Here is a 20,125-nt window from a genome sequence, read left to right as displayed (position 1 = left end):
TCAGCTGGTAATGCTACAAGTTGCGTGTAATCGACAATGACCAGGTACGACCAGGTTTGGGATACCCGTTGAAGTCCTCGATATTGTCGTCACTGATATTATGTATGCCAAGGGTGGTTTGCCATTGGTCTTGAGACCAGTCGATACCGATTGAATGTTGCTCACTGTCGGCTGCGGGCAGGATATTGGCTCTGTCGTAGAAGCGTTTTTTCTGGATATCCAGTTCATACCAGAGCGTGACAGCAGAGGGTTGATACTGGATACGACCATACAAGGAGAACTGAGATTCACCAGGCAGATATTTGTCGCGAAAGCCTTCGGCTGTGTCGCGACTTTTGGGAGATTGCCATGTCATGTTGCTACGCAGCTGAATTTTTGGGGTTAGTGCCAGTTCGCCAGCCAGTTCAATTCCGATGACACGTGCCGCACCGGCATTGGTGGGTTCACCAATACCACGGGCGTTAAATGACGTCACAATCAGCTCATCACGTTCGCTGCCGAACAGTGTGCTGCTCAGGCTCATGTCATCAGTTCTGAACTGTATGCCGACGTCCAGGTTGATACCATTTTCCGGTTTCAATTCAGGGTTTCCATTGACCAGACCGATGGAGCCGTAGAGCTCGCCGAACGAGGGTTCACGATAGAAGCTGCCGGCATTTCCTGTGACGGTGATCAGGCTTGTGGGTCGATAGGCCAGTCCGATTTGTAGTCCTGTATTCGAGTCGCTGGAATATTCATGCAACTCTTGTGATGTGCTTGCCTGTGAACCATCAAGGCTGTTGTGCTGCCATCGCAAGGCAGGTGTCAGCGACCAGGTATCGGTGGAATCGAACCACACATAATGCACGGTGGCAAGGCTGCTCTGGCGACGCGCATCGAAGGCTGCTGATTCATCCAACCCATCGGTGGAGTCCAGTTTTTCCTGGCGTAGATCCAGAGACAAGCCCAATGTGCCTGCATCACCCAAGTGTTCCCAATAGGTCTTGGCACCCAGGGTGTTGGTCTGGTTGTCGCTATCCTGCGCGCCCAATCCGACCTGACTCTCAAGGTCCTGATATTGAGCGGAATTCGTATGCCAGTAGATGTTGTGACGACTGTTCCAGTTACCCAGACCATCAAGGATCTGTGATAGCTGGAATTGGCTGGCAGCCGTGTCGTAACTGGCAACATTGTCAGGGTTGTTGCCCCATTCCGGTACTCCCAGTTCGCGAGCTGACACTTGGATGGTCAGATCGGTACGGGCATTCTTGTTTTGCTGATAGCCCATGCGCAGCAGGGCTGAGGTTCGCCTGGCATCGGCATTGTTGCGCTTTTCGTCTGTGTCGTCCTCGGTATTGAGTGGCGTACCATTTTTATTGGTGAACCGGAAATCGTTATCGCTTTGTCGATGACTGATTGCAGCGGCTACATCCCAGGCGCCATGTCGCGATTGATGCGAGAGCTGTAGCCCGGCCAGCGACAGGCTGCCCACACCCAGACGGATTCGGGTGGCATTGACCTTGGAGGCTTGCAGACTATTGAGATTGATGGCTCCACCGATACCCGCATGCCCAAGTTGCATGGGCGTACTGCCGCGATAGATGTCGACTGAGCCCAGATTGAGCATCTCGAGCGTGGAGAAATCCACGACCGGATTACCGCCATTGTTGAGCAATACACCATCGAGATACACCGCTGTCTGTGCACCCGTTGCCGCGCGAATACTGACACTGGAGAAACTGCCAAAACCTCCTGATTGACGATACTGCACACCGCTTTCGCGCGCCAGCACGGCGGCCAGAGCGTTGGGTGAGCGTTCCAACTCCACCCGTTCAACCCGGCTGCGGCTGGCTGTGCTCTCTTCACTGATCACATTGCCCGTACGGTAGGGCAGTTCGCCAATGGCCTCAACCGTGCCCAGAGTGGTATCTGCTTCTGCGTAGACCAGTCCGGTACTCGCCCAGGGAAAGGCGAGCAACAGCAGGCCAGCCAGAACAGGCGGGCGAGAGCTGGCAGAAGTGGCTATGGATTCTTTGATCGATTTACTGGAACGCAACCCCGCGTTACCTCAGGTTGTACCGAGTGGGGTTTGAGCAGGTCAGAGAGATACTGGCATCTGGGCTGGCACGAAGTGCTGAAGCGCAAACTGCATCTCAATTTCCACTGACACCCCGCCAGATTGGTAAAAGACGTATCGCCTGGCAGGTCTCCTGGCTTGTAACTGTCCAATGCTGGTGTTCACCAGCGAAAGGGTCTTCGCTCCCTTCCCAGATATATATTGCATCCAGTGGGTCAATAGCGAAACGCGTTACTTACAGTTGCGGGGGCAGCCGAGGAATGACACCTCGTTCCCTTTTCATCTTTGTCAGAACCTTGCGACAGGCGACAGCATACACCAGTTGGGGTTACACCGAACGCTACCACGGGATGCCGAGGCATGTTTCGTGATTGAGCTCTGGTTGGTGGTGTGAATCCGGATGCCTGCGGCGACCGCAGTTCTCACCTGTTGATTTCCTTATGCTGCTGAAGATATATGAACAAGCGTGCGCTAGTAACGGGTGCAGATGGATTTATCGGTTCACATCTGACCGAACTGCTGCTGCGCGAAGGCTACACGGTACGTGCGCTGGTCCAGTACAACTCCCTGGGGTCGTGGGGGTGGCTGGACTCGATAACGCCGCCTGACAATCTCGAAGTTGTCAGTGGCGATATCCGTGATTCGAACTTCTGTCGCGTTCTGACGCGAGATATCGACGTCGTCTTTCATCTGGCGGCTCTGATTGCCATTCCGTATTCATATATCGCCCCGGGTAGCTATCTGGATACCAATGCCGGCGGCACGCTGAATATTTGTCAGGCCTCGATGGATAACCAGGTTGGCCGGGTTATTCATACATCTACGAGTGAGGTCTATGGCACCGCTCGCTATGTGCCCATTGATGAGCAGCATCCCTTGCAGGCACAGTCGCCTTACAGTGCATCCAAGATTGCCGCCGATGCCATGGCCTTGAGCTTTCATCACTCTTTCGAGCTGCCACTGACGATTGCCCGACCGTTCAATACTTACGGGCCGCGGCAGTCGGCCAGAGCCGTCATACCGGCGATTATTTGTCAGATTGCTGCTGACAAGGCTGAAATTCAGCTCGGTGATTTGTCACCAACGCGGGATTTCAACTACGTTGACGATACCTGTCGCGGCTTTTTGGCACTGGCTCGTAGTGATGCATCGATTGGCGAAACCGTCAATATCGGTTCCAATACCGAGATTTCCATACAGGATACGCTGGAGTTGATCCGCGAGCTGATGGGCAGTGATACGCGTTTCGTCGTCGATGAGAATCGATTGCGTCCCGCTGCATCCGAGGTGCATCGCCTGGTGTGTGACAACTCGAAGATGATAGGCATGACAGGTCATAGTCCCCAGATCGCTATCCGCGAGGGTCTGCAAAGAACCATTGATTGGCTAATCGAGCCAGATAACCTGAAACGTTACCGGGCCGAGCTCTACCATGTTTGACAGTCTGGTTGATTTCGTCAGACAGCAGTTTGATCAGAGCAATTCCATCGGTTTGCATGAACCCAGATTTGGTGAGAGGGACAGACAGGCACTGATTGAGGTTATCGACTCTGGCATGGTGTCCAGTGTCGGTCAGTGTGTCGATGAGTTCGAACAACTGATCGCATCGTATGCCGGTGCTGCTCATGGGATCGCGACAGTCAACGGTACTAGCGCCTTGCATGTCAGCTTACTGGTTGCCGGGGTGATTCCGGGGGATCTTGTCTTGACACAGTCACTGAGTTTTGTGGCCACCTGTAACGCCATATCCTATTGTGGTGCAGAGCCTGTGTTCATTGACGTAGATCGACAAAGTCTGGGTCTGGCGCCAGCGGCACTACAGGAATTTCTGGAAAGTCAGACAGAACTGCGAGATGACGGCTGTTGCTGGCATATAGAGACAAACCGACGTATTCCTGTGTGCATGCCGATGCATACATTCGGATTTCCGGCATCGATTCACCAGATTGCGCAGCTTTGCCTGGCACACGGTCTTCAGCTTGTAGAGGATAGTGCCGAGGCGTTGGGCAGTTGGCATACAGGCGTGCATTGTGGTGTCGCAGGCAATCTGGGTGTGTTGAGCTTCAACGGGAACAAGATCATGACCACCGGTGGCGGCGGCATGGTTCTGACCAATGATGCTGAGCTGGCCAAACGAGTTAGGCATCTGACTACAACAGCCAGAGTCACCGAACCCTTGAAGTGGCTCCATGACGAGGTCGGCTTCAACTACCGATTGCCTAATCTTAATGCGGCTCTGGGTATCGCTCAGTTTGCCTCACTGGAACATGCACTGATGTGCAAACGCAAGTTGGCGAATAATTACCTTCAGTGGAGTCATGAAAACGATAGGGACATGATTGCAGAACAGCCTGGTACACAGGCGAATCACTGGTTGAATGCGTTGATATGCAATTCAGTCGAAGAGCGCGACCAGCTTCTTGAATATACCTGTCGTCAGGGTGTTCTCAGCAGACCTGTCTGGGTGCCGATGCACAGATTGAGCATGTATGAGCATTGTCTGCACGGAACGCTTGAGAATACGCAGTGGGCAGCAGCGCATATCCTGAATCTGCCCAGTAGTGTGCCACATGGCTGGTAAGTGCTGGAGCACCAGAGTAGGGAGGGCGTTCAGTTTTCCGATTCTTGCTGAATGGGCAACGTTGAGGTGATACGTGTACTTGTGTCTGCTTGTGGTGACTTTGTCGTCCGAGAAGCATTTACGGAACACAACTTGAGTGTAAATAGGGCCGAAGTCCGATCAAGGCCTGCCTGATGACAGGCTATTTTTATAAGCTGAGAGATCAGCCATTCCGCAGAAACGATCCTACTCGCCAATGCGAGTTTGACCAGAGTTGAGTGCCCTTGGAGCACAGCGAATGAGGTACTTATGTAATGTATGACTGGAAAAGAGTAAAGCTGTCGATGCAAGACGATATGCATTCAGCTATCAAGCTCCTGGATCAAGAAGCAACCAGGATTGCACTGGTGGTTGACGATGCGAATCGTTTGTTGGGAACTATCACCGATGGTGACATCCGGCGTGGTTTGTTGAAACGGATGGGTATGGATACTCTTGTGGGTCAGTTAATGAATACATCTCCGACTACTGCAGGTATCGATGCCAGCCGCGGGGCAATCTTCCTTGAAATGAAGCGCAAGAAGCTGCTGCATATGCCTATCGTCGATCGGTGGGGCTGTGTAGTGGACATGAAAATGCTGCAGGATCAGATGTTCGAGCAGAAGCTGGCAAATCCGGTATTGCTGATGGCTGGAGGGTTTGGCAAGCGACTCAGACCCTTGACCGATACTATTCCGAAGCCATTGCTGCCAATGGGAAACAAGCCTATTCTGGAAGTGATAATGGAGCGATGCATTGAAGCAGGGTTCTACAACTTTGTCATCTCCACACACTACAAGGCCGAGATGCTTCGTGATCATTTCGATGATGGCTCACAGTGGGGTGTCAACATTCAGTATGTGCACGAGAGCGTTCCGCTAGGTACGGCGGGAGCGATCGGATTGTTGCCGGCGGACTTGCCCGATCTGCCCATACTGGTCGTGAATGGCGATCTGATTACTGCTGTCGATTTGGAGTCACTGCTGAATTTTCACAATGAGCAGGGCGGTATTGCAACAGTGTGTGTCAAGGAATACGATCATCAAGTTCCTTTTGGCGTGGTGGAATCAGAAGGCACGCGAGTCGCATCAATAACAGAAAAGCCCGTATTCAAGTATTTTGTCAGTGCCGGTATGTACGTACTCGAACCTCAGGCAATTGCGGCCATTCGTGATCGTGGGTATCTGGACATGCCTGATTTTCTGGAAGAGTGTATTTCAGACAAGCAGGGTGTATGCATGTTTCCTATCCATGAACAATGGCGCGATATTGGAAGAATCAATGAGTATGAGGACGCGCTGAAGATGACCGGAACCTGATGTTTTCGAGAGGCCCGCATGGCAGAGTCAAGTTGACTCTGCCTCTGCTCGCTATTGGAACTGGATCAGGATGCAGCTGACATCCTGATATCGCCGGAAAGGGCATCATGGGTTTCGTTACCCTGGTCAATCTGATCCATGATTCGATTGATTTTTGCGTTCCTGCCAAAATCCAGCCAGCCTGCATCAAGTATTCTGCAATTGTTGATTGTTTGAGCTGCGGCCAGCTGCGAGAGTATGGCTTTGTCACTTTCAGAGTAGAAAATATATCGCTTTTCCTTTGTGGACGATTGCCAATTAATAGTGTGCTCATGTCCCAGCTTGCGAAGTAGTATGTGCACCTCGGTACTGATCTGATCTTTATCACGATTACCGGCAAAACATTCAACAGTCAGTTTCGGTTTTCCAGCAACAGAGTAGGTGAACAGTCTGTTGATATCTGTCTGATCAGAGAATATCTGGTAGTAACAGGTGTCTACCGATCCTTCAGATAGATCGAGGTCATAGAAATGTGTTTCGGATTTGCCGTGGACATTGTCCAGGGCAGGAAATTCGAGTCCTCTTAACAAGGGGTTCGGATTGCACGCCCAAATGAGATTGTCAAAATAATCCATTCTTTCCGAACGAGACCAGAATTGTATTTTCATGCCGTTCTTGCGCAGCTTGATGGGCTTGTTTTTCATGACTTGTATGCCCCTTGAAATCATGTAGTTCTCAAGCAGTTCAAAAAATGCATCAAATCCTTCGGTAGGTAGTGCTGCTTGTATGCTTTGATCCGGGTGACGATACTTGAATGGCAAGGCCAGTGAGGCATCATAATCAGGCTGCTGTTTTAAAACGGTCACAGCTGCGTCGTGATTAGCCAGGTGCACCCTGGATATCTGCAGGGCCGCTGCATTCTCTCCACTGACTGACTCTGGCTCTACACCGTAGCGTCGAACCCAACTGCGCAGGTTTTTTTCAACGAACTCTGGATAGAACGACAATCTTGAAGACAAGGTGGCGTTGTCCAGGTTTGCCGAGAATTCCTCAAGCCTGACTTTCTCAGTTGCAAACACAGGCATCGCCATGGACCGGGTTGTCATGCAGTGCTGTTCGAAGTCTGTTACCGACCCATAACTATGCTCAAATTCCGCTAGTTCACGTCGAATGGTGGACGGTAGCAGTTGGAACCAGGGCTCGTTCACCGACAGGTATTGGCAGCTTGTGAAAAAACGTTCGCCTGAGCTGACATGGTCGCGAAGTATGCCCCCCAGGTGCGATGATGACTCGCACAAGGTAACGCTGATGCCTTGTTCCGCAAGCAGCAATGCCGAAACACAGCCAGTAATGCCGCCACCGACAATAAGGTAGTTAGTACTCTTTGAAGGGCTCACGCGATGCTCAACGTCTCATAGGTTGATTGTTTGATCAGCGAATGTGCTTGATCAATTGGAATGCTTCTGCATACTCCACACCTGCTGCAGAACCACGTAGTGTCCCAAGCGCCTTGAGTGCCTTGATGCTTCTGGGAAAAGGATGTTCTGCCAGTTCGGAGGCATAGACTTTCATCAGCTCCAACTTCTGTTCCATGAAGGATGAGATGTCGACAAAATAATTGGGTACGAAAATATTCTCAGGAAGTGCGGGTGAGAAATCAGTTTCGGAAATTGTCTCGTACATCATGATGGTCTTTATGCTTGGGTATCGGAATACCTTGGTACAGGCATAGGCTGCATTGAACGACACACCATGATCGGAGTGGGCGTCCGAGCGATTCGGCAAATAGACCATCTCCGGTGAGATGGATTTGAACAAGGTACTTAGCTCTGGAATCAGGGAGAGGGTGTCGCTATCAGTCAGGGTTGCGGTTGGGTAGGGCAACTGGTAGATGCTGGCGCCAAGTTCTCGCTGTATGCAGGCAATTTCCGCAGCTCGCGACTGAATGCGCTCAGAGGAAAATCCGTGCGCCTCCTGCATTGTTGTGACAAACACAATATGGATACTGTCGCCAGAGTGCTTATGGCGCAGTAGAGTCCCGCCGCAACCCAGAATTTCATCATCAGGATGAGGAGCTATAAGCAGTATATTCATGGGTTTGTCAGCAATGCAGGCGGGTGAAAATTCATAGAATCAGCAGGTCGGTAATAGCCTCGTCTCGCTCAATGGTTGCCGCTGCCTGTTTGCCCAGCAGTTCCCAATATCTGCTCGGTTCAAGACCGGTTCCACTGCTTCTTTTCAGTCCGATATTGGTATCTGAAAAAACCTCGCCCTTGACGATGGCAGATGCCGCAACGATGACTTTGCGACCGATGGTGCGATTTTGTAACTCACCGATAGTCGGCATTTTTTCAGCACTTCCCATGACCAGTTCGGCTTCACGCGCTGTCGCTACATACCTTGCCAGGGACTCTGGTGTCATTGACATCGCATGATCAGGGCCGGGCATGCTCTGATCGAGCGTGAAGTGCTTCTCCAGCACCCTGGCTCCTGCTGCAACTGCGAGCCCGGCAACGACGACTCCCAGAGTATGGTCCGAGTAACCCACGCAGACTCCAAATTGTTCTTGTAGTGATTGCATGACTCGCAGGTTGACATTGTTCATGCTCGTGGGATATTCGCTGGTACAGTGGAGCAGGGTGAGGCGTTCTTTGAGCAGCTGTTTCCCATGCTCCGAATCATAAGCATTGAGGAAAGCGGATGGAGTGGGGGGGCAGGGCGCCTCAGCGTAGCCATTCTGTGTTGTTGCTGTGGGCGCTTCAGTGCTTTTGGCACTTTGCAGGAATCCGAACGAAAGTACTGCCAGTGCATCCTTGATCTCATCCAGGGTCGCCATACCGGTCGACAGAATCAGCTTCTTGCCAGTGCGAGCATGAGCAAGCAGGAATGGATGATTGGTTAATTCGCCAGAGGAAATCTTGATGGTTTCCAATGAAAGGTCCGAGACAAGAAACTGAAGACTGCCTGTATCGAATGCCGTTGACATGAAGTCAATACCACGCTGTTCAGCATGCGCCTTAAGGTCGAAATGAAGATCATGCCGCAACTCCAGCCTCTCCAGCATCTGATACTGGCTCTCCTCATTCGTCTGATTCTGACGTTGATACTTTGCCTTGCTGACTGATGCAGTGGCTAACTCGGACGCCTTGAATGTCTGGAATTTTACCGCGTCAGCACCGGCATCGGCTGCCGCATCCACAAGGTCATGAGCCAACTGTTCAGAGCCGTTGTGATTCACCCCTGCTTCGGCAATGATATAGGTGCTCATGGCGACAATGGCTTCCAATGGTGGATGGTATTCACGTGGTTAGTAAGTAATGGTTTTCAATAGATCGACAGGAGAAAATCTTGTGTTGGCCAGAATATCGGCGATCCGAACCGACGCTTTTCCATCGCCGTACAGTGATACACCTTCAGCTACCTTTGACAGGAATGCCTGATCGCTCAGACATTGTCTGCAGGCGTTCTCAACCGATGAACTATCGGCGTTTACTGTCAGGACATTGGGACCGATTGTTCGTAGTTCCTGTCGCCGACCCACCAGAACTCCGGGGACTTTCAGGTAGCCGGACTCGGTCACGATTGAGGAGGAATTGCCAACGATGGCAATGGCATTCCTGTAAAGAGTGGTGAACTCGTCACTAGGTAGGTGGTGATAGGTGATAAGGTTTTCGTGTGTAAGCTTGAATTCATCGATCACCGCACGTATGCCGATATTCCCAGGGTCGAAATTCGGATAACCACAAAAGACAGTGTGGCCTAGCTGAAGCACTCCGCTCAACAGTTCTCTGATTTCATGCACACCTTCATCAAGTCCCAGCGTAGGCGAGGGGTGATGAATCACAAGAAAATGTCTATCATTATCGACAAGACCATACTTTTCGTACACGGCACCCAGTGGTAATTTGTCGGCGCCGCTCAGCCTGTCGAGTCCAGCCGCTCCGGTCACGTGAATGGAGTCGGCTTGTTCCCCCATCTTCTCCAGTCGGGTTGCGTGTGCCTGGGTTGCGACAAAGTGCAGATTTGCCAATTTGGATATGGCAGGTCTCAGTACTTCATCAATATCCGAGGCCAGGCAACGATCCCCACCATGACTATGAGCCACGGGGATGCGCAAGAAACACCCGACCAGGGCACCCGCCAGAGCTTCTTCCCGATCGCCTGCCACGAAAATCATGTCCGGTTTCTGAATGGCCAGAAGGCGTGTCAAACCATCCATCAGATTGGAGAATGACAGAGAGCGGCCTTCCCAGCTTTCTGAGCATAGCAAGGACTCAACGGTGCCCGCAATGTGGAACCCATCCTGCTTCACAATCTCGATATTGTTGCCATGGAAAGGTGAAAGGTGTGCCGCACAAACAACCAGTGATGCTTCGATATCAGGTGTATCTGCCAGAGTCCTGAGTATCGGTGACATCAAGTCATAATCAGATCTTGCCCCTGTGATGAAGAATATTTTTCTACCCATAATCGAGCAGTAAATCTCCTCTTGTATCGATCAACGGTTCTCGATACAAGGTCACGCTGAAATCGTTGGGTAAATAGTCGTGACGAAGAACCACATAGGGCGTAATGGCCAGGGCCGCCTCCAGAACCTGTTCTGCTGCCCAGCATTGTATATGCTTGTCGAAACCTGAGTAGCGATTGGTCAGTATGCTGATGTGAGCTCCCTTACGGCAAAGCTCAAACTGCTTGGCGGTATATTCCTTCAATATTTCCCAACCCGAATCAATCTTGATGTTGTGAATCCCGAATGAAACGACATAGTCGAATTTTCTATTTGCTTCAATGTCTGCAATATCCAGGTGGAGGAACTCCTGCTCTGGAAAGCGCGACTGACAGGTGTTGATCATGTTGGCGGAAATATCAGTACCCGTGTAGCTTACGTTCAGATCACGCTGTCGCAGATGATGCAGAAAGTCACCAGCACCGCAACCTACATCGAGCAAGGAGCTGTTTGACAACTCGTGAGCGAGGACAAATGACTCATAACGCATTCGCTGAGGGCGACTGTTTTGCTCCACACTCTCGATGAATGATGCAGCGTTGGACGACTTCTTGTCCCAGTATTCAGTAGCCTGCGCTACGCCTTGTTTACGAGTTGAAATCACGTTTGTTGCCTCATTCATAATAGGGGTCTTGTGTCTGCACCAAGATTAAGGATCATGTCTACGATTGACATGCCTTTCTCGAATCCGTTTTTCATGTGGCATTGCTTGTAATCTGGAATTTCTGAAACGTGATATTCCAGCTGAATGCCCTGTTCCTTAAATTGGATATCTGATTGATATTCACGTGCACCTGTACCTGAAAGATAGCGAGTGGCATTCAGTTCCTTGCAAATATTGATCATCAACTCTTCTTTTCTACCCTTGGCATTGAGCGAGGATGCCTTGATGATATTTGTTCTGATTTCCAGAAAATCCAGAAAAATCTGGATGATTGCAATGTTCAGATCAACCAGGAATTCGTACTCATTTGATAAGATGGGTTCGAGTAACTTCTCATACAATTCAATGTGGGCGGCTTTGGCATAGCATTGTTTGATGCTTCTTTTATGCTTTTCCTGCCATTTCTGATCTGCTACCCGCACGGATGATATGCGACGATCGATACTGGCATGAACGGGTACAGTTAGCCAGAGTGGGCCGTTGGGACCCTTTATCTGGTTTCTGTTTTGCAGGCCCCTCTTATCATACTGAACGTTATCCAGAAGAACAAAATGATCAGCATCCGAGATTTTCTGAAAGTAAGGTAACCACGGCAAATACTGTGGTTGGTGAATCGCAATAGTGCTCATCGCTTGCTGATGTTATTGATAGAAAGTAGATTCAAGGTAGGTTTTCTGAAATCATGCTACATGCCGCGTGCAAGGCACCTAGTGTTGTAAGTGTATTCGTACATTCAGGAGGGCTTTGTAATAGCACAGCAAGTTCTATGCTAGCTGCGTGGAATAACGCCAGGTAACACGCCTTGCCCAGCGTGTGTGAAAGATAAGCTAGCCATGTTGGCGAGTGTTTCATGAGCTCGCAATTCCAGGCGTGTTAAACACCGAGGTTCCTGGGAAGACGATCGCTCAAGAAAAACGGACTAGGCGGCCTTGGTCGTTAACGTGTTTTTGTTGCGGATACCTTCAGCCAGTTGAACCGCTTTCTGATGCGCTTCATTGTTGCCCATGTTTTTGTGCAACTGCACCAGTTGTCGAGCTGCTCGATAGTCGTGCTTGAAGTTGGCCAGGTAGATCTCCAACAGCTCCACCGCAGATTCGTAGTTACCTAGCAGGTTCAGAAGATTGGCATAGGATGGAATGTACTGTGGCGTAATTTCGCACAATGTACCCAGAGTGCTGGCAGCTGAATCACCGTCCTGTTGGTCCAGATAGATGCGTGTCAGATTGGTCAGCGATTCTTCGATCAAGGTACCAATCGATTCCAGTGTTTCATCGCCTGCGTTCAGTTGTTCGCCGCAGTTATCAATGACCTTCTGATACTGTTCTATGGATAATTCGTTTTCAGCGTTGATTTCGGCGAGATTACCTTTGATGAAACTCGCAATAGTCCCATAAGGCCATTCCATATCCTTGAGTTTTTCATAATAGGATTGCAAGTCGGACACGCATTTTTTGTCGCGAAGATACCTCAAAGACTGCATGGTTTTTCTGATGGTACCGTAGTTGTGTACAACCAGTTTTTCGTGGACTTCGTCTTTTGTCAGCAAAGACTGGAAATAGGCACTATCAGATTGTTGAAGAAGAATTATCTGATCGTCGGTTGCGTATTCAAGCAGGTTTTCACGAAAAATTGAAACACGGCCAGGTGTTTTCACATCCGTCCACTTCTTGATCAAGTAGTCAATGTCAGGTGTGCTTGACTGTTCCGCCTTGCGTAGTTCAATGGTCTCCAGCGAGCTTTCAAGTGCTTGCTGAAAGTATCTGGCTCCGCGATGGGTGATTTTGTAGTATTGCCGCACCCATAGTTCCATGTCGTCTTCTTCCATCGCATCAAATCCGCTCGGTTTGCGCAACTGCGCAAACTCGGGTGCCATGAAGTAGCGAACTGTGTCGATTGCGTAGGAACTGACTTTATTCAAGCGAGCCTCTAGCGCATCCAGTCGTTGATGGTATTCAGGATTAGGTGGTTTGCCATTCTTGCCATAGATTTGATCAATACACGCTTTGGCTTTCGAAGCAATATCCTTGATTTTCTCGAATTCTCGCTTGTGACCCATGAGCTTCTTTGCCAATGCACTGAGCTGGTCGGTTGTCAGTTCTGCATACTCACTGGTATCGAACCTGGGCTTGCTTTCAGGCAGGGTGACGTTTTTGGCATTGAGATACTTGATAGAGGGGATTTTTGCAGCATCAATGTTCAGATTGAATAACTTGTCAGAATGCTGGTTTATTTCCTGGCCGATAGTGTTCAGCGAGTCAATACCTCGATAAAAACCAAGGGGAATACCTGCCTGGTTGCCTGCGTAGGTTGTTACTCGTGCCTCGTAGGTGCCAGGTAGCTTCAGGAGTTCCGCTTCGGGTGTACCTTGCGCATGCGAGCCTCCACTTGCGTTCAGGCAAAGGTCAATGCCTGCAAGCAAGATGGTGCTGAAGCCCAGTCTTTCTGCCAGTACGATCGCACTATGTCCAACCGTCGGTCCTACTGATTCGACCGTATCGGTCGGTTCGCGGTTCATCGCTTCCCATGGGTATCGATAACCCAGGAAGTAGTGAGGACCTCGCCACTGTTTAAGCAACTCATGAGCGACATGGTAGCTGGATGCCAGAGGCACATGTTCCCAGTGTGTCCCCATCTTGGCGGCAGCATAGGTCACCGGGTGTGAGTCCACGGCAACGACCATATCAGGAATCAGGTGTAGTTTATGCAGCTTGCCACAGATACGTGAAACGGCAATCAGGAATATTTTTGATCGGTTGTGAACAATCCAGTCAAGCTGATCATCCAGCGACGGACCCCCACCCATGATGACAGCCACGCGATCTTTTCCGAAGTCCGGTTGTGCACGCATGGGGGTGTGATTATCGATGCAGTTGTTCATCTGCTGTTCGACATACAACTTTATGCTGTATCGATTCTGTAGGACATGAGCCCGCGTAGCGAGTATTTCACGGACTTCTCTATACAGCGGGTAGTAGATGTTCTGGTAATCCTGGGTGGCGCATTTGGCTTGCGTCTGTTGAATCTTGCCTGCGAAAAAGAAGGCGGTATCACTATCATTCAGTACTTCCGAGTCCAGATTTTCTACTAGATGCAGACTGACGACAGGTTCAGCAGTTTGTGGGGCTTGTGTGGATAGCCATTGCTGGCATTCTTCATTGACGATTTCAAAAACGTCTGCCGGTTCTATGATGATAATGCGTGAGCTTGCGGGAATCGGCTGAGAGCATAGGTATTTGTAAAGCAGGCCGGAGTCGCTACCAACGATTATCGTGAGCTTGTTTGGCTCCAGTAGGTCAAAATCCAGTTCATTCTCGAAGTAGCTCGCGGCACTGGCGTTCTGGAAAACGGTTCGGTTCAGGTCTGGTATGAAGCGTTCACCCCATGTGTTTTCTTCATAGTAGTAATTCAATGTCAATGCTCCTGATCTGATCGATGCCTTGCTCAACTGGCTTTTGTGTTAGTCCAGACTCGAACAGATTTGTCCGAGGTATGGAATTGTGTGAATGATGCGCATCAGTAATCTTGCCAACCAGGCTGGGTAGTTAGAGCCGTAGGTTATTTCGAATCCTGCCGAAGCGAATTGGCAGGTTTTCGTGAAACACAGGGTGCGGATTTTATTTGACGGGCAGGGCAGCCGACTGCCACCACATCATCGGGGATGTCCTCAAGCACGGTTGCACCCGCGCCAATGATTGAATCGCTACCCATCCGGATGTTTTGAACAACTACTGCGCCGGCACCTACCCATGTGCGATCGCCTATGCATACTTTGCCGCAGAGTGTGGCGCCGGGGCTGATATGCACTGCATTGCCCAGATAGCAGTCGTGATCTACGCTGGCTCGCGTATTGATAATGCTGGCAGCACCTATCGTGACCCCAAAGTTGATCACGACACCCGCCATGACTATGCAGCCTGGCTCTAGGGTTGCGCCAGAGCTGATACAGGCATCGGGATGTATGAGTGTCGCCATGATCCAGCCCAGGCCTTCGAGCCTTGATTGCAGGGCATGCCGTCGTTGATTGTCGCCGCTGGCCACGATCAGTTGCAAACTGTCTCGAGGTTGGGTATTCAATAGATCCTGAAGTTGTCCGACCAGTGGCCAGTCACCACTGAAGGATTCTTGTGGCCAGGTATCATCGTAAAATTCGATGTGTTCCCATTCACCGGTTTCACGAGCGGTATCGGCAATGACTCGCGCATGCCCGCCCGCGCCAATGACGGCGAGGGTGGGATTCATGATGTACCAGTGTGCTGCTGTGGCTCAACCATGCGCGATGGGTTTCCGGAGCGTAGATATCGTTGAGCAGACTTGCAAGGAATACGCCGCATGCTGCATGGCACAAGTTTTGCGGTTAAGCCTTGGCTCAGGCTGACAAACGCTCTGGCAGCAAGGCGATCACTTCGGAGACAACATTGGCAAATGCGACTCGTAGATACCGTTCCTGACCGGGTCCAAAAAATTCTCCGGGTAGGGTGACGACTCCTAATTCTCGTGCCAGACGCTCAGCAACATCGAATGATGACTCATTGGTCCAGGGATGTTGCACATAGGCAAAATAAGCTCCCATCGCATCAATACGCCATCCTGGAAGCTTGTCCATGGCAGAGATCAGCGTTGCGGCTCGCTGGTTGATTTGATCACGGTTGTCGGCTCGCCAGTTCGTTAGTTCAGGCATGCACTTGGCAAGGGCTGCCTGTGCGGCGCGCGGTGCACAGATTTGCAGATTGTCCATGATCTTGACCATTTGCTGAAGTACTTCTGTTCCGGCAACGGCGACACCCAGTCGATGTCCGGGTATGCAGTAGGATTTTGAAAAACTCGACAGAACGATAAGGTGATTATCGAAATTTTCGTTGAAAAGATCATGCGCCTGACCATGTTCTGCTGGCAGGAAATCCTGATAGGTTTCATCCAGAATCATCCAGATATCATGCTTTACGCAAAGCTGATAGATCTGGTGTAGCAGCTCGGCCGGGTAGGCGGCTCCAGTGGGATTGTTGGGGGAGACGATGGCAATGGCACGTACATCTGGTGTCAGGGCTGCTGCCAGTTTATCCGGATCAGGCAAGAAACCCGTGCTGGCGTCGACACTGACATGGGCGGTGTTGATGCCCAGCATGGATAACGTGGACTGATGATTGAAATACCAGGGATTGATCAGCATGACTGACTCACCCGGAGCTGCAATGCTCATGATTGCCGTCATGAATGCCTGGTTGCAGCCTGATGTGATCATCACATTGTCTGCGGTTAGCCTGGAGCCATGCGTTTGTTCAAGATCGCGAGCGTAGGCGGCACGCAATACCGGTTCACCTTCAATTTCACCATAGCCTAGCCAGGCGGGATCTCCGGCTTTGGTACTGAGTGCTTCAAGCAGGGAGGCTGGTGGCGGATAGTCGGGTACCGCTTGCGACAGATCAATCAGCGGACCAAGCGATTTGTCATAGGCACGCGCAGCTCTTTGAACATGAGGAATGGGTGGGACTCCCAGGTTCATGATGTTCGGATTGAATAGCTGTCTGCTCATGACGTTTCGAACTCGTGCGTGCTTTACTGCATTCTCGCTCGGATCTTGGGCGCTTGACCCATCGGCTCCGGGCCCCGATGTTACCCGATGCGTTCATCAGGCAACAATATCTTCATTATCCAGAATATTGAAGCCTGATGGGTATTTTTGGAGCCGTTGATGATGGCGTTGTTGGCTATTTGAATCCAGGCATCAGCAGTGATGGGAGCCAGAGAACAATTCCCGGGAAGATGATGATAAGCAGGAGGATTAACAGCATCGGCGCCAGAATGATCGCAACATCCTTCAGAACGGAGACAACATTGATCTTGGCAATGGAGGCTGAGATCAGCAGGCACAGGCCGTAGGGTGGGGTGACCAGTCCGAACGAGAGAGAGACGATGCCGATGATTGCGAACACAACCGGATGAATTTCAGCCGCAGATGCGACCGGGTACAGAACAGTACCGAGAATGATGATCGCCGGGATAGCGTCGATGAAAAGGCCGAACAGCAAAAAGAAGCCGGCGATGACCAATGAGGTTCCAATCTGGCCCATTTGCAGACCAGTCATGATGCCGACCATCAGTCGAGGCACATTGTAGAAGGCCAGCATCCAGCCAAATACGGATGCGGTGCCGATCGCAAATAGAGATATAGATGCAAATCGACCGGTCTCATACAGAATGCTGATGGTGTCTCTGAAGTTGATGGTGCGATAGACAACGGCGCCCAGGAACAAGGAGTAGAAGGCGGCAATAATTGCACTTTCGGTTGGCGTCACGATACCGCCGACGATGCCTCCGATGACAAAGACAGGTGTCAGCAGAGCAAGGCCCGCACCCTTCAGGGCTACCCAGAATTCGCTCAGTGAAGGTTTGCCAGCGGTCGGGTAGCCATAAACGATGGCGTAACCATAAACGGTCGCCATCAGGGCAACGGCAATCATCAGGCCCGGGATGGCTCCGGCCAGAAACAGGGAACCTACCGAGACCGACATGACGCCACCCCAGACAATCATCAGAATGCTGGGAGGAATGATGACGCCCATAACGGACGAGCAAGCGGTGATAGCCACAGAGAATCGTGGGTCATAACCCTCTCGGGTCATGGCCGGGATAAGGATCTTGCCGCAGCCAGCGGCATCGGCAGTTGATGATCCGGAGATGCCGGCGAACAACATGGATACGGCAACGTTGACATGCCCAAGCCCGCCTGGAAGCCAGCCTGTGAGGACGGTGGCCAAGCCGATCAGGCGATCGGTTATCTTGCCACTGTTCATCAGGTTTGCAGCGAGCAGAAAAAACGGCACGGCCAACAAGATAAACGAGGTATAGGAATTAAGCATCCTGTCCATGATGAGGAAGGGGGTCAGCCGGATATCCAGCGCCACCAGCGGAATGGTTGCAATGCCCAGTGCAAAGGCGACTGGAACTCTGAGCATGATCAGGGTTACGAATCCTGACAACAGAACAAGGCAGGCAACACCGGTTGAGATGATCATCGTGGAGTTATATCCGTGTCAAGCTTGTATTCCTGGACAGCTTGCCAGATGCGGAAAAACGAGAATACTGCCCAGCAGAAGCCTGCCAGAGGTACCGTGATATAGATAACGAGCATATTGGCCTGCAGCATGGTGGATGTCTGCATGGCGCCGAATTTTGCGTAGCCGATGCCGTAATAGACAAACAATACGGCAAAGATGAACAGCAGCACCAGAACGATCCCTCTCTGCAATAGCTTGCCCAGTCGGGATTTCGCATCGGGTGTGACCTGCACGTCGAAATGTGTGCCTTCCCAGACGGCGATGATAGAGCCGAGCATAACCATCCAGACAAAGAGGAATGTGGCCAGTTCCTCGGTCCACAGATAGGAGGGAAGAATGCCGGTATAACGGGCCAGAACCTGCATGGTCACCGGAATGACCAGGGCTGCAACAAGACTCCCGACGAGTATTCGCAGTAATTGACAGAAACCCTCGAGGGCGCGCTCAATCATTTAATGAATTCCATGGAAGTACAGATTGGGTAGGGGAAAGCGTTTTTGATGATACTCCTGATGATCTTCCACCACGGTGCTGCTTTGCGTCGTGGTGAAAGATCATGATCAGGATCGAACGACTTCAGATTACTTGGAACGAATGGCCTTCAGCAATTCTTCTGCACCAAGCTCTTCTGCATAGGCGTCCTGAACCGGGGTAACCAGCTCAAGCAGCTCTTCCCGATTGGCAAATTCGCTGACGTCAATCTGTCCCGCTTCTTTCATCTGTTCCAGCTTTTCTGCATCTTCTGTAGATTCGAGTGCGCGTCCGTATTCACCGGCCTCTTTACCTGCTTTAAGAACGATTGCCTGAAGATCTTCAGGCAGTTTTCGGAAGCTCTTGCCGCTCATGACGATTGGGCGAACAGTAATGGAATGTTGAGTCAGTGTGACATTAGGCGCAACTTCGAAGAACTTGTACTGCATCAGGCTCGCAGATTCGTTTTCCAGACCGTCGATAACACCTGTTTGAATGGCGTTATAGACTTCAGAGTAGGCAATGGCAGAAGGTGCCGCATTGATTGCCTGGAACACACGTGCCTGGATCGGTGCACCCATGACTCGCATCTTGTGTCCGGTGAGTTCTTCCATGTTTGATATCTTGTGATTGGATATCAGGTTGCGTGTTCCACCGCCGGCGTAACCGATGATCATGAGATCGGCTTTTTCAAGCAGTTCGTCTTCCAGAGGCTTCAGTACATCGCTGGATAGAACCGCATTCCAATGATCCAGGTCACGAAAGACGAACGGCATATCCATCAGTGGCAGTGAAGGTGCGAAACGGGCCAGGTTGGACGGTGCGATGATGGCGTAGTCGATGGCAACACCTTGAGTCAGAAAAGTGACGTAGTCTGGCTCGATGCCCAGCTCGCTGTTACCGCGCAGGTCGAAAGTGACCTTGGGATCAGCTTCTTCGTTGACCAGTTCTGCGAATTTGATCAGTGTCTTGCTGTAGGCATGTTCGTTGTCGAACAAGCTAGCTCCACGCAGTGTCAGATCTGCCGCTATTGATGGCTGACTGGCCATGGCTGCGCAACCAGCTATAGCTGCGCAGATCAAAGTTCTTCTCATGTTATTGAACACTTTACTCTTCTCCATTCGCCCTTTTAGGGTCTTTAGAAACTGATTGACATACCATTGCGGCTTGATAATCGACTTGTGAAATTCAGTAACAAGACGTTGCCGCAGTAGATATGTCAGGATCCTATACTGGTATGGTAGATGGAGTCAAGAAGCGTTAGTGTCTCGATTGGTGATGTGAGACAGGTGACTTGATTTGACAACGTTGCTGTAGACATCACTGAGACTGATGTCATTTCAGGTTCTGGCGTTATAAGTGGTGGCAACATCAAGAACAGGTGAGCGGTGCGATGGAGTGCCGCTTGTTTTGAATGGTTGACAGGTAACACTTGCGTTGGTTGGTACGAAGTCTGCGCGTATTTGTCCGTCCGT

16 protein-coding genes and 1 riboswitch are annotated in these 20,125 nt (G+C 50.9%); of the genes, 3 read left to right on the top strand and 13 right to left on the bottom strand.

Annotated elements, in window-relative coordinates:
* Nucleotides 1-13: 13 nt before the first annotated feature.
* A complete protein-coding gene (locus IMCC3135_RS24030; protein WP_088919903.1) occupies nt 14-2,035 on the bottom strand; it encodes a TonB-dependent receptor in 2,022 nt (673 codons plus the stop codon).
* A 127-nt stretch (nt 2,036-2,162) separates the two neighbouring features.
* Nucleotides 2,163-2,370, bottom strand: a riboswitch (cobalamin riboswitch).
* 142 nt (nt 2,371-2,512) lie between these two features.
* Here IMCC3135_RS24030 and IMCC3135_RS24025 point away from each other — a divergent pair.
* From IMCC3135_RS24025 to IMCC3135_RS24015, 3 genes are all read left to right on the top strand, one after another.
* A complete protein-coding gene (locus IMCC3135_RS24025) occupies nt 2,513-3,496 on the top strand; it encodes an NAD-dependent 4,6-dehydratase LegB (protein ID WP_088919902.1) in 984 nt (327 codons plus the stop codon).
* Nucleotides 3,489-4,637, top strand: a complete 1,149-nt coding sequence (locus tag IMCC3135_RS24020; RefSeq protein ID WP_088919901.1) for a LegC family aminotransferase — start codon at nt 3,489-3,491, stop codon at nt 4,635-4,637. The genes IMCC3135_RS24025 and IMCC3135_RS24020 overlap by 8 nt, the downstream gene beginning before the upstream one ends.
* A gap of 323 nt (nt 4,638-4,960) precedes the next feature.
* Nucleotides 4,961-5,974, top strand: a complete 1,014-nt coding sequence (locus IMCC3135_RS24015) for a nucleotidyltransferase family protein (RefSeq protein WP_205737692.1) — start codon at nt 4,961-4,963, stop codon at nt 5,972-5,974.
* A gap of 65 nt (nt 5,975-6,039) precedes the next feature.
* On the opposite strand, the gene IMCC3135_RS24010 is transcribed toward IMCC3135_RS24015, so the two are convergent.
* From IMCC3135_RS24010 to IMCC3135_RS23955, 12 genes are all read right to left on the bottom strand, one after another.
* A complete protein-coding gene (locus tag IMCC3135_RS24010) occupies nt 6,040-7,350 on the bottom strand; it encodes an FAD-dependent oxidoreductase (RefSeq protein ID WP_088919899.1) in 1,311 nt (436 codons plus the stop codon).
* Between the two features lie 34 nt (nt 7,351-7,384).
* The gene (locus tag IMCC3135_RS24005; protein WP_088919898.1) at nt 7,385-8,047 is read right to left on the bottom strand and encodes a PIG-L deacetylase family protein; all 663 of its coding nucleotides are present in this window, start codon (nt 8,045-8,047) and stop codon (nt 7,385-7,387) included.
* Between the two features lie 31 nt (nt 8,048-8,078).
* The gene (gene neuB, locus IMCC3135_RS24000; RefSeq protein WP_088919897.1) at nt 8,079-9,221 is read right to left on the bottom strand and encodes an N-acetylneuraminate synthase; all 1,143 of its coding nucleotides are present in this window, start codon (nt 9,219-9,221) and stop codon (nt 8,079-8,081) included.
* A 39-nt stretch (nt 9,222-9,260) separates the two neighbouring features.
* Nucleotides 9,261-10,421, bottom strand: a complete 1,161-nt coding sequence (gene neuC, locus IMCC3135_RS23995; protein ID WP_088919896.1) for a UDP-N-acetylglucosamine 2-epimerase — start codon at nt 10,419-10,421, stop codon at nt 9,261-9,263.
* A complete protein-coding gene (locus IMCC3135_RS23990) occupies nt 10,414-11,064 on the bottom strand; it encodes a class I SAM-dependent methyltransferase (RefSeq protein WP_169727522.1) in 651 nt (216 codons plus the stop codon). The genes neuC and IMCC3135_RS23990 overlap by 8 nt, the downstream gene beginning before the upstream one ends.
* A 14-nt stretch (nt 11,065-11,078) precedes the next feature.
* Entirely contained in the window at nt 11,079-11,753 is a 675-nt protein-coding gene (locus IMCC3135_RS23985) for a WbqC family protein (protein WP_088919894.1), read from the bottom strand.
* A gap of 290 nt (nt 11,754-12,043) precedes the next feature.
* Entirely contained in the window at nt 12,044-14,533 is a 2,490-nt protein-coding gene (locus IMCC3135_RS23980) for a 6-hydroxymethylpterin diphosphokinase MptE-like protein (protein WP_157736239.1), read from the bottom strand.
* A 146-nt stretch (nt 14,534-14,679) separates the two neighbouring features.
* The gene (locus tag IMCC3135_RS23975; RefSeq protein WP_088919892.1) at nt 14,680-15,363 is read right to left on the bottom strand and encodes an acetyltransferase; all 684 of its coding nucleotides are present in this window, start codon (nt 15,361-15,363) and stop codon (nt 14,680-14,682) included.
* Nucleotides 15,364-15,490: 127 nt separating this feature from the next.
* Nucleotides 15,491-16,654 (bottom strand): aminotransferase, encoded by a 1,164-nt coding sequence (locus IMCC3135_RS23970; protein WP_088919891.1) that lies wholly within the window; start codon nt 16,652-16,654, stop codon nt 15,491-15,493.
* 175 nt (nt 16,655-16,829) lie between these two features.
* The gene (locus tag IMCC3135_RS23965; RefSeq protein WP_088919890.1) at nt 16,830-18,137 is read right to left on the bottom strand and encodes a TRAP transporter large permease; all 1,308 of its coding nucleotides are present in this window, start codon (nt 18,135-18,137) and stop codon (nt 16,830-16,832) included.
* Nucleotides 18,134-18,631 carry a TRAP transporter small permease gene (locus IMCC3135_RS23960; protein ID WP_088919889.1) on the bottom strand — a complete coding sequence of 166 codons (498 nt, stop codon included), beginning with the start codon at nt 18,629-18,631 and terminating at the stop codon, nt 18,134-18,136. The genes IMCC3135_RS23965 and IMCC3135_RS23960 overlap by 4 nt, the downstream gene beginning before the upstream one ends.
* A 129-nt stretch (nt 18,632-18,760) precedes the next feature.
* Complete coding sequence (locus tag IMCC3135_RS23955) at nt 18,761-19,744, bottom strand: TRAP transporter substrate-binding protein (protein ID WP_088922041.1); 984 nt, start codon at nt 19,742-19,744, stop codon at nt 18,761-18,763.
* Nucleotides 19,745-20,125 lie beyond the last annotated feature (381 nt).

This window comes from Granulosicoccus antarcticus IMCC3135 (assembly GCF_002215215.1).
GTDB classification, from domain to species: Bacteria; Pseudomonadota; Gammaproteobacteria; order Granulosicoccales; family Granulosicoccaceae; genus Granulosicoccus; species Granulosicoccus antarcticus.
Note: the sequence above shows the minus strand (reverse complement) of the source record. Positions and strands in the feature narration are given on the sequence as shown.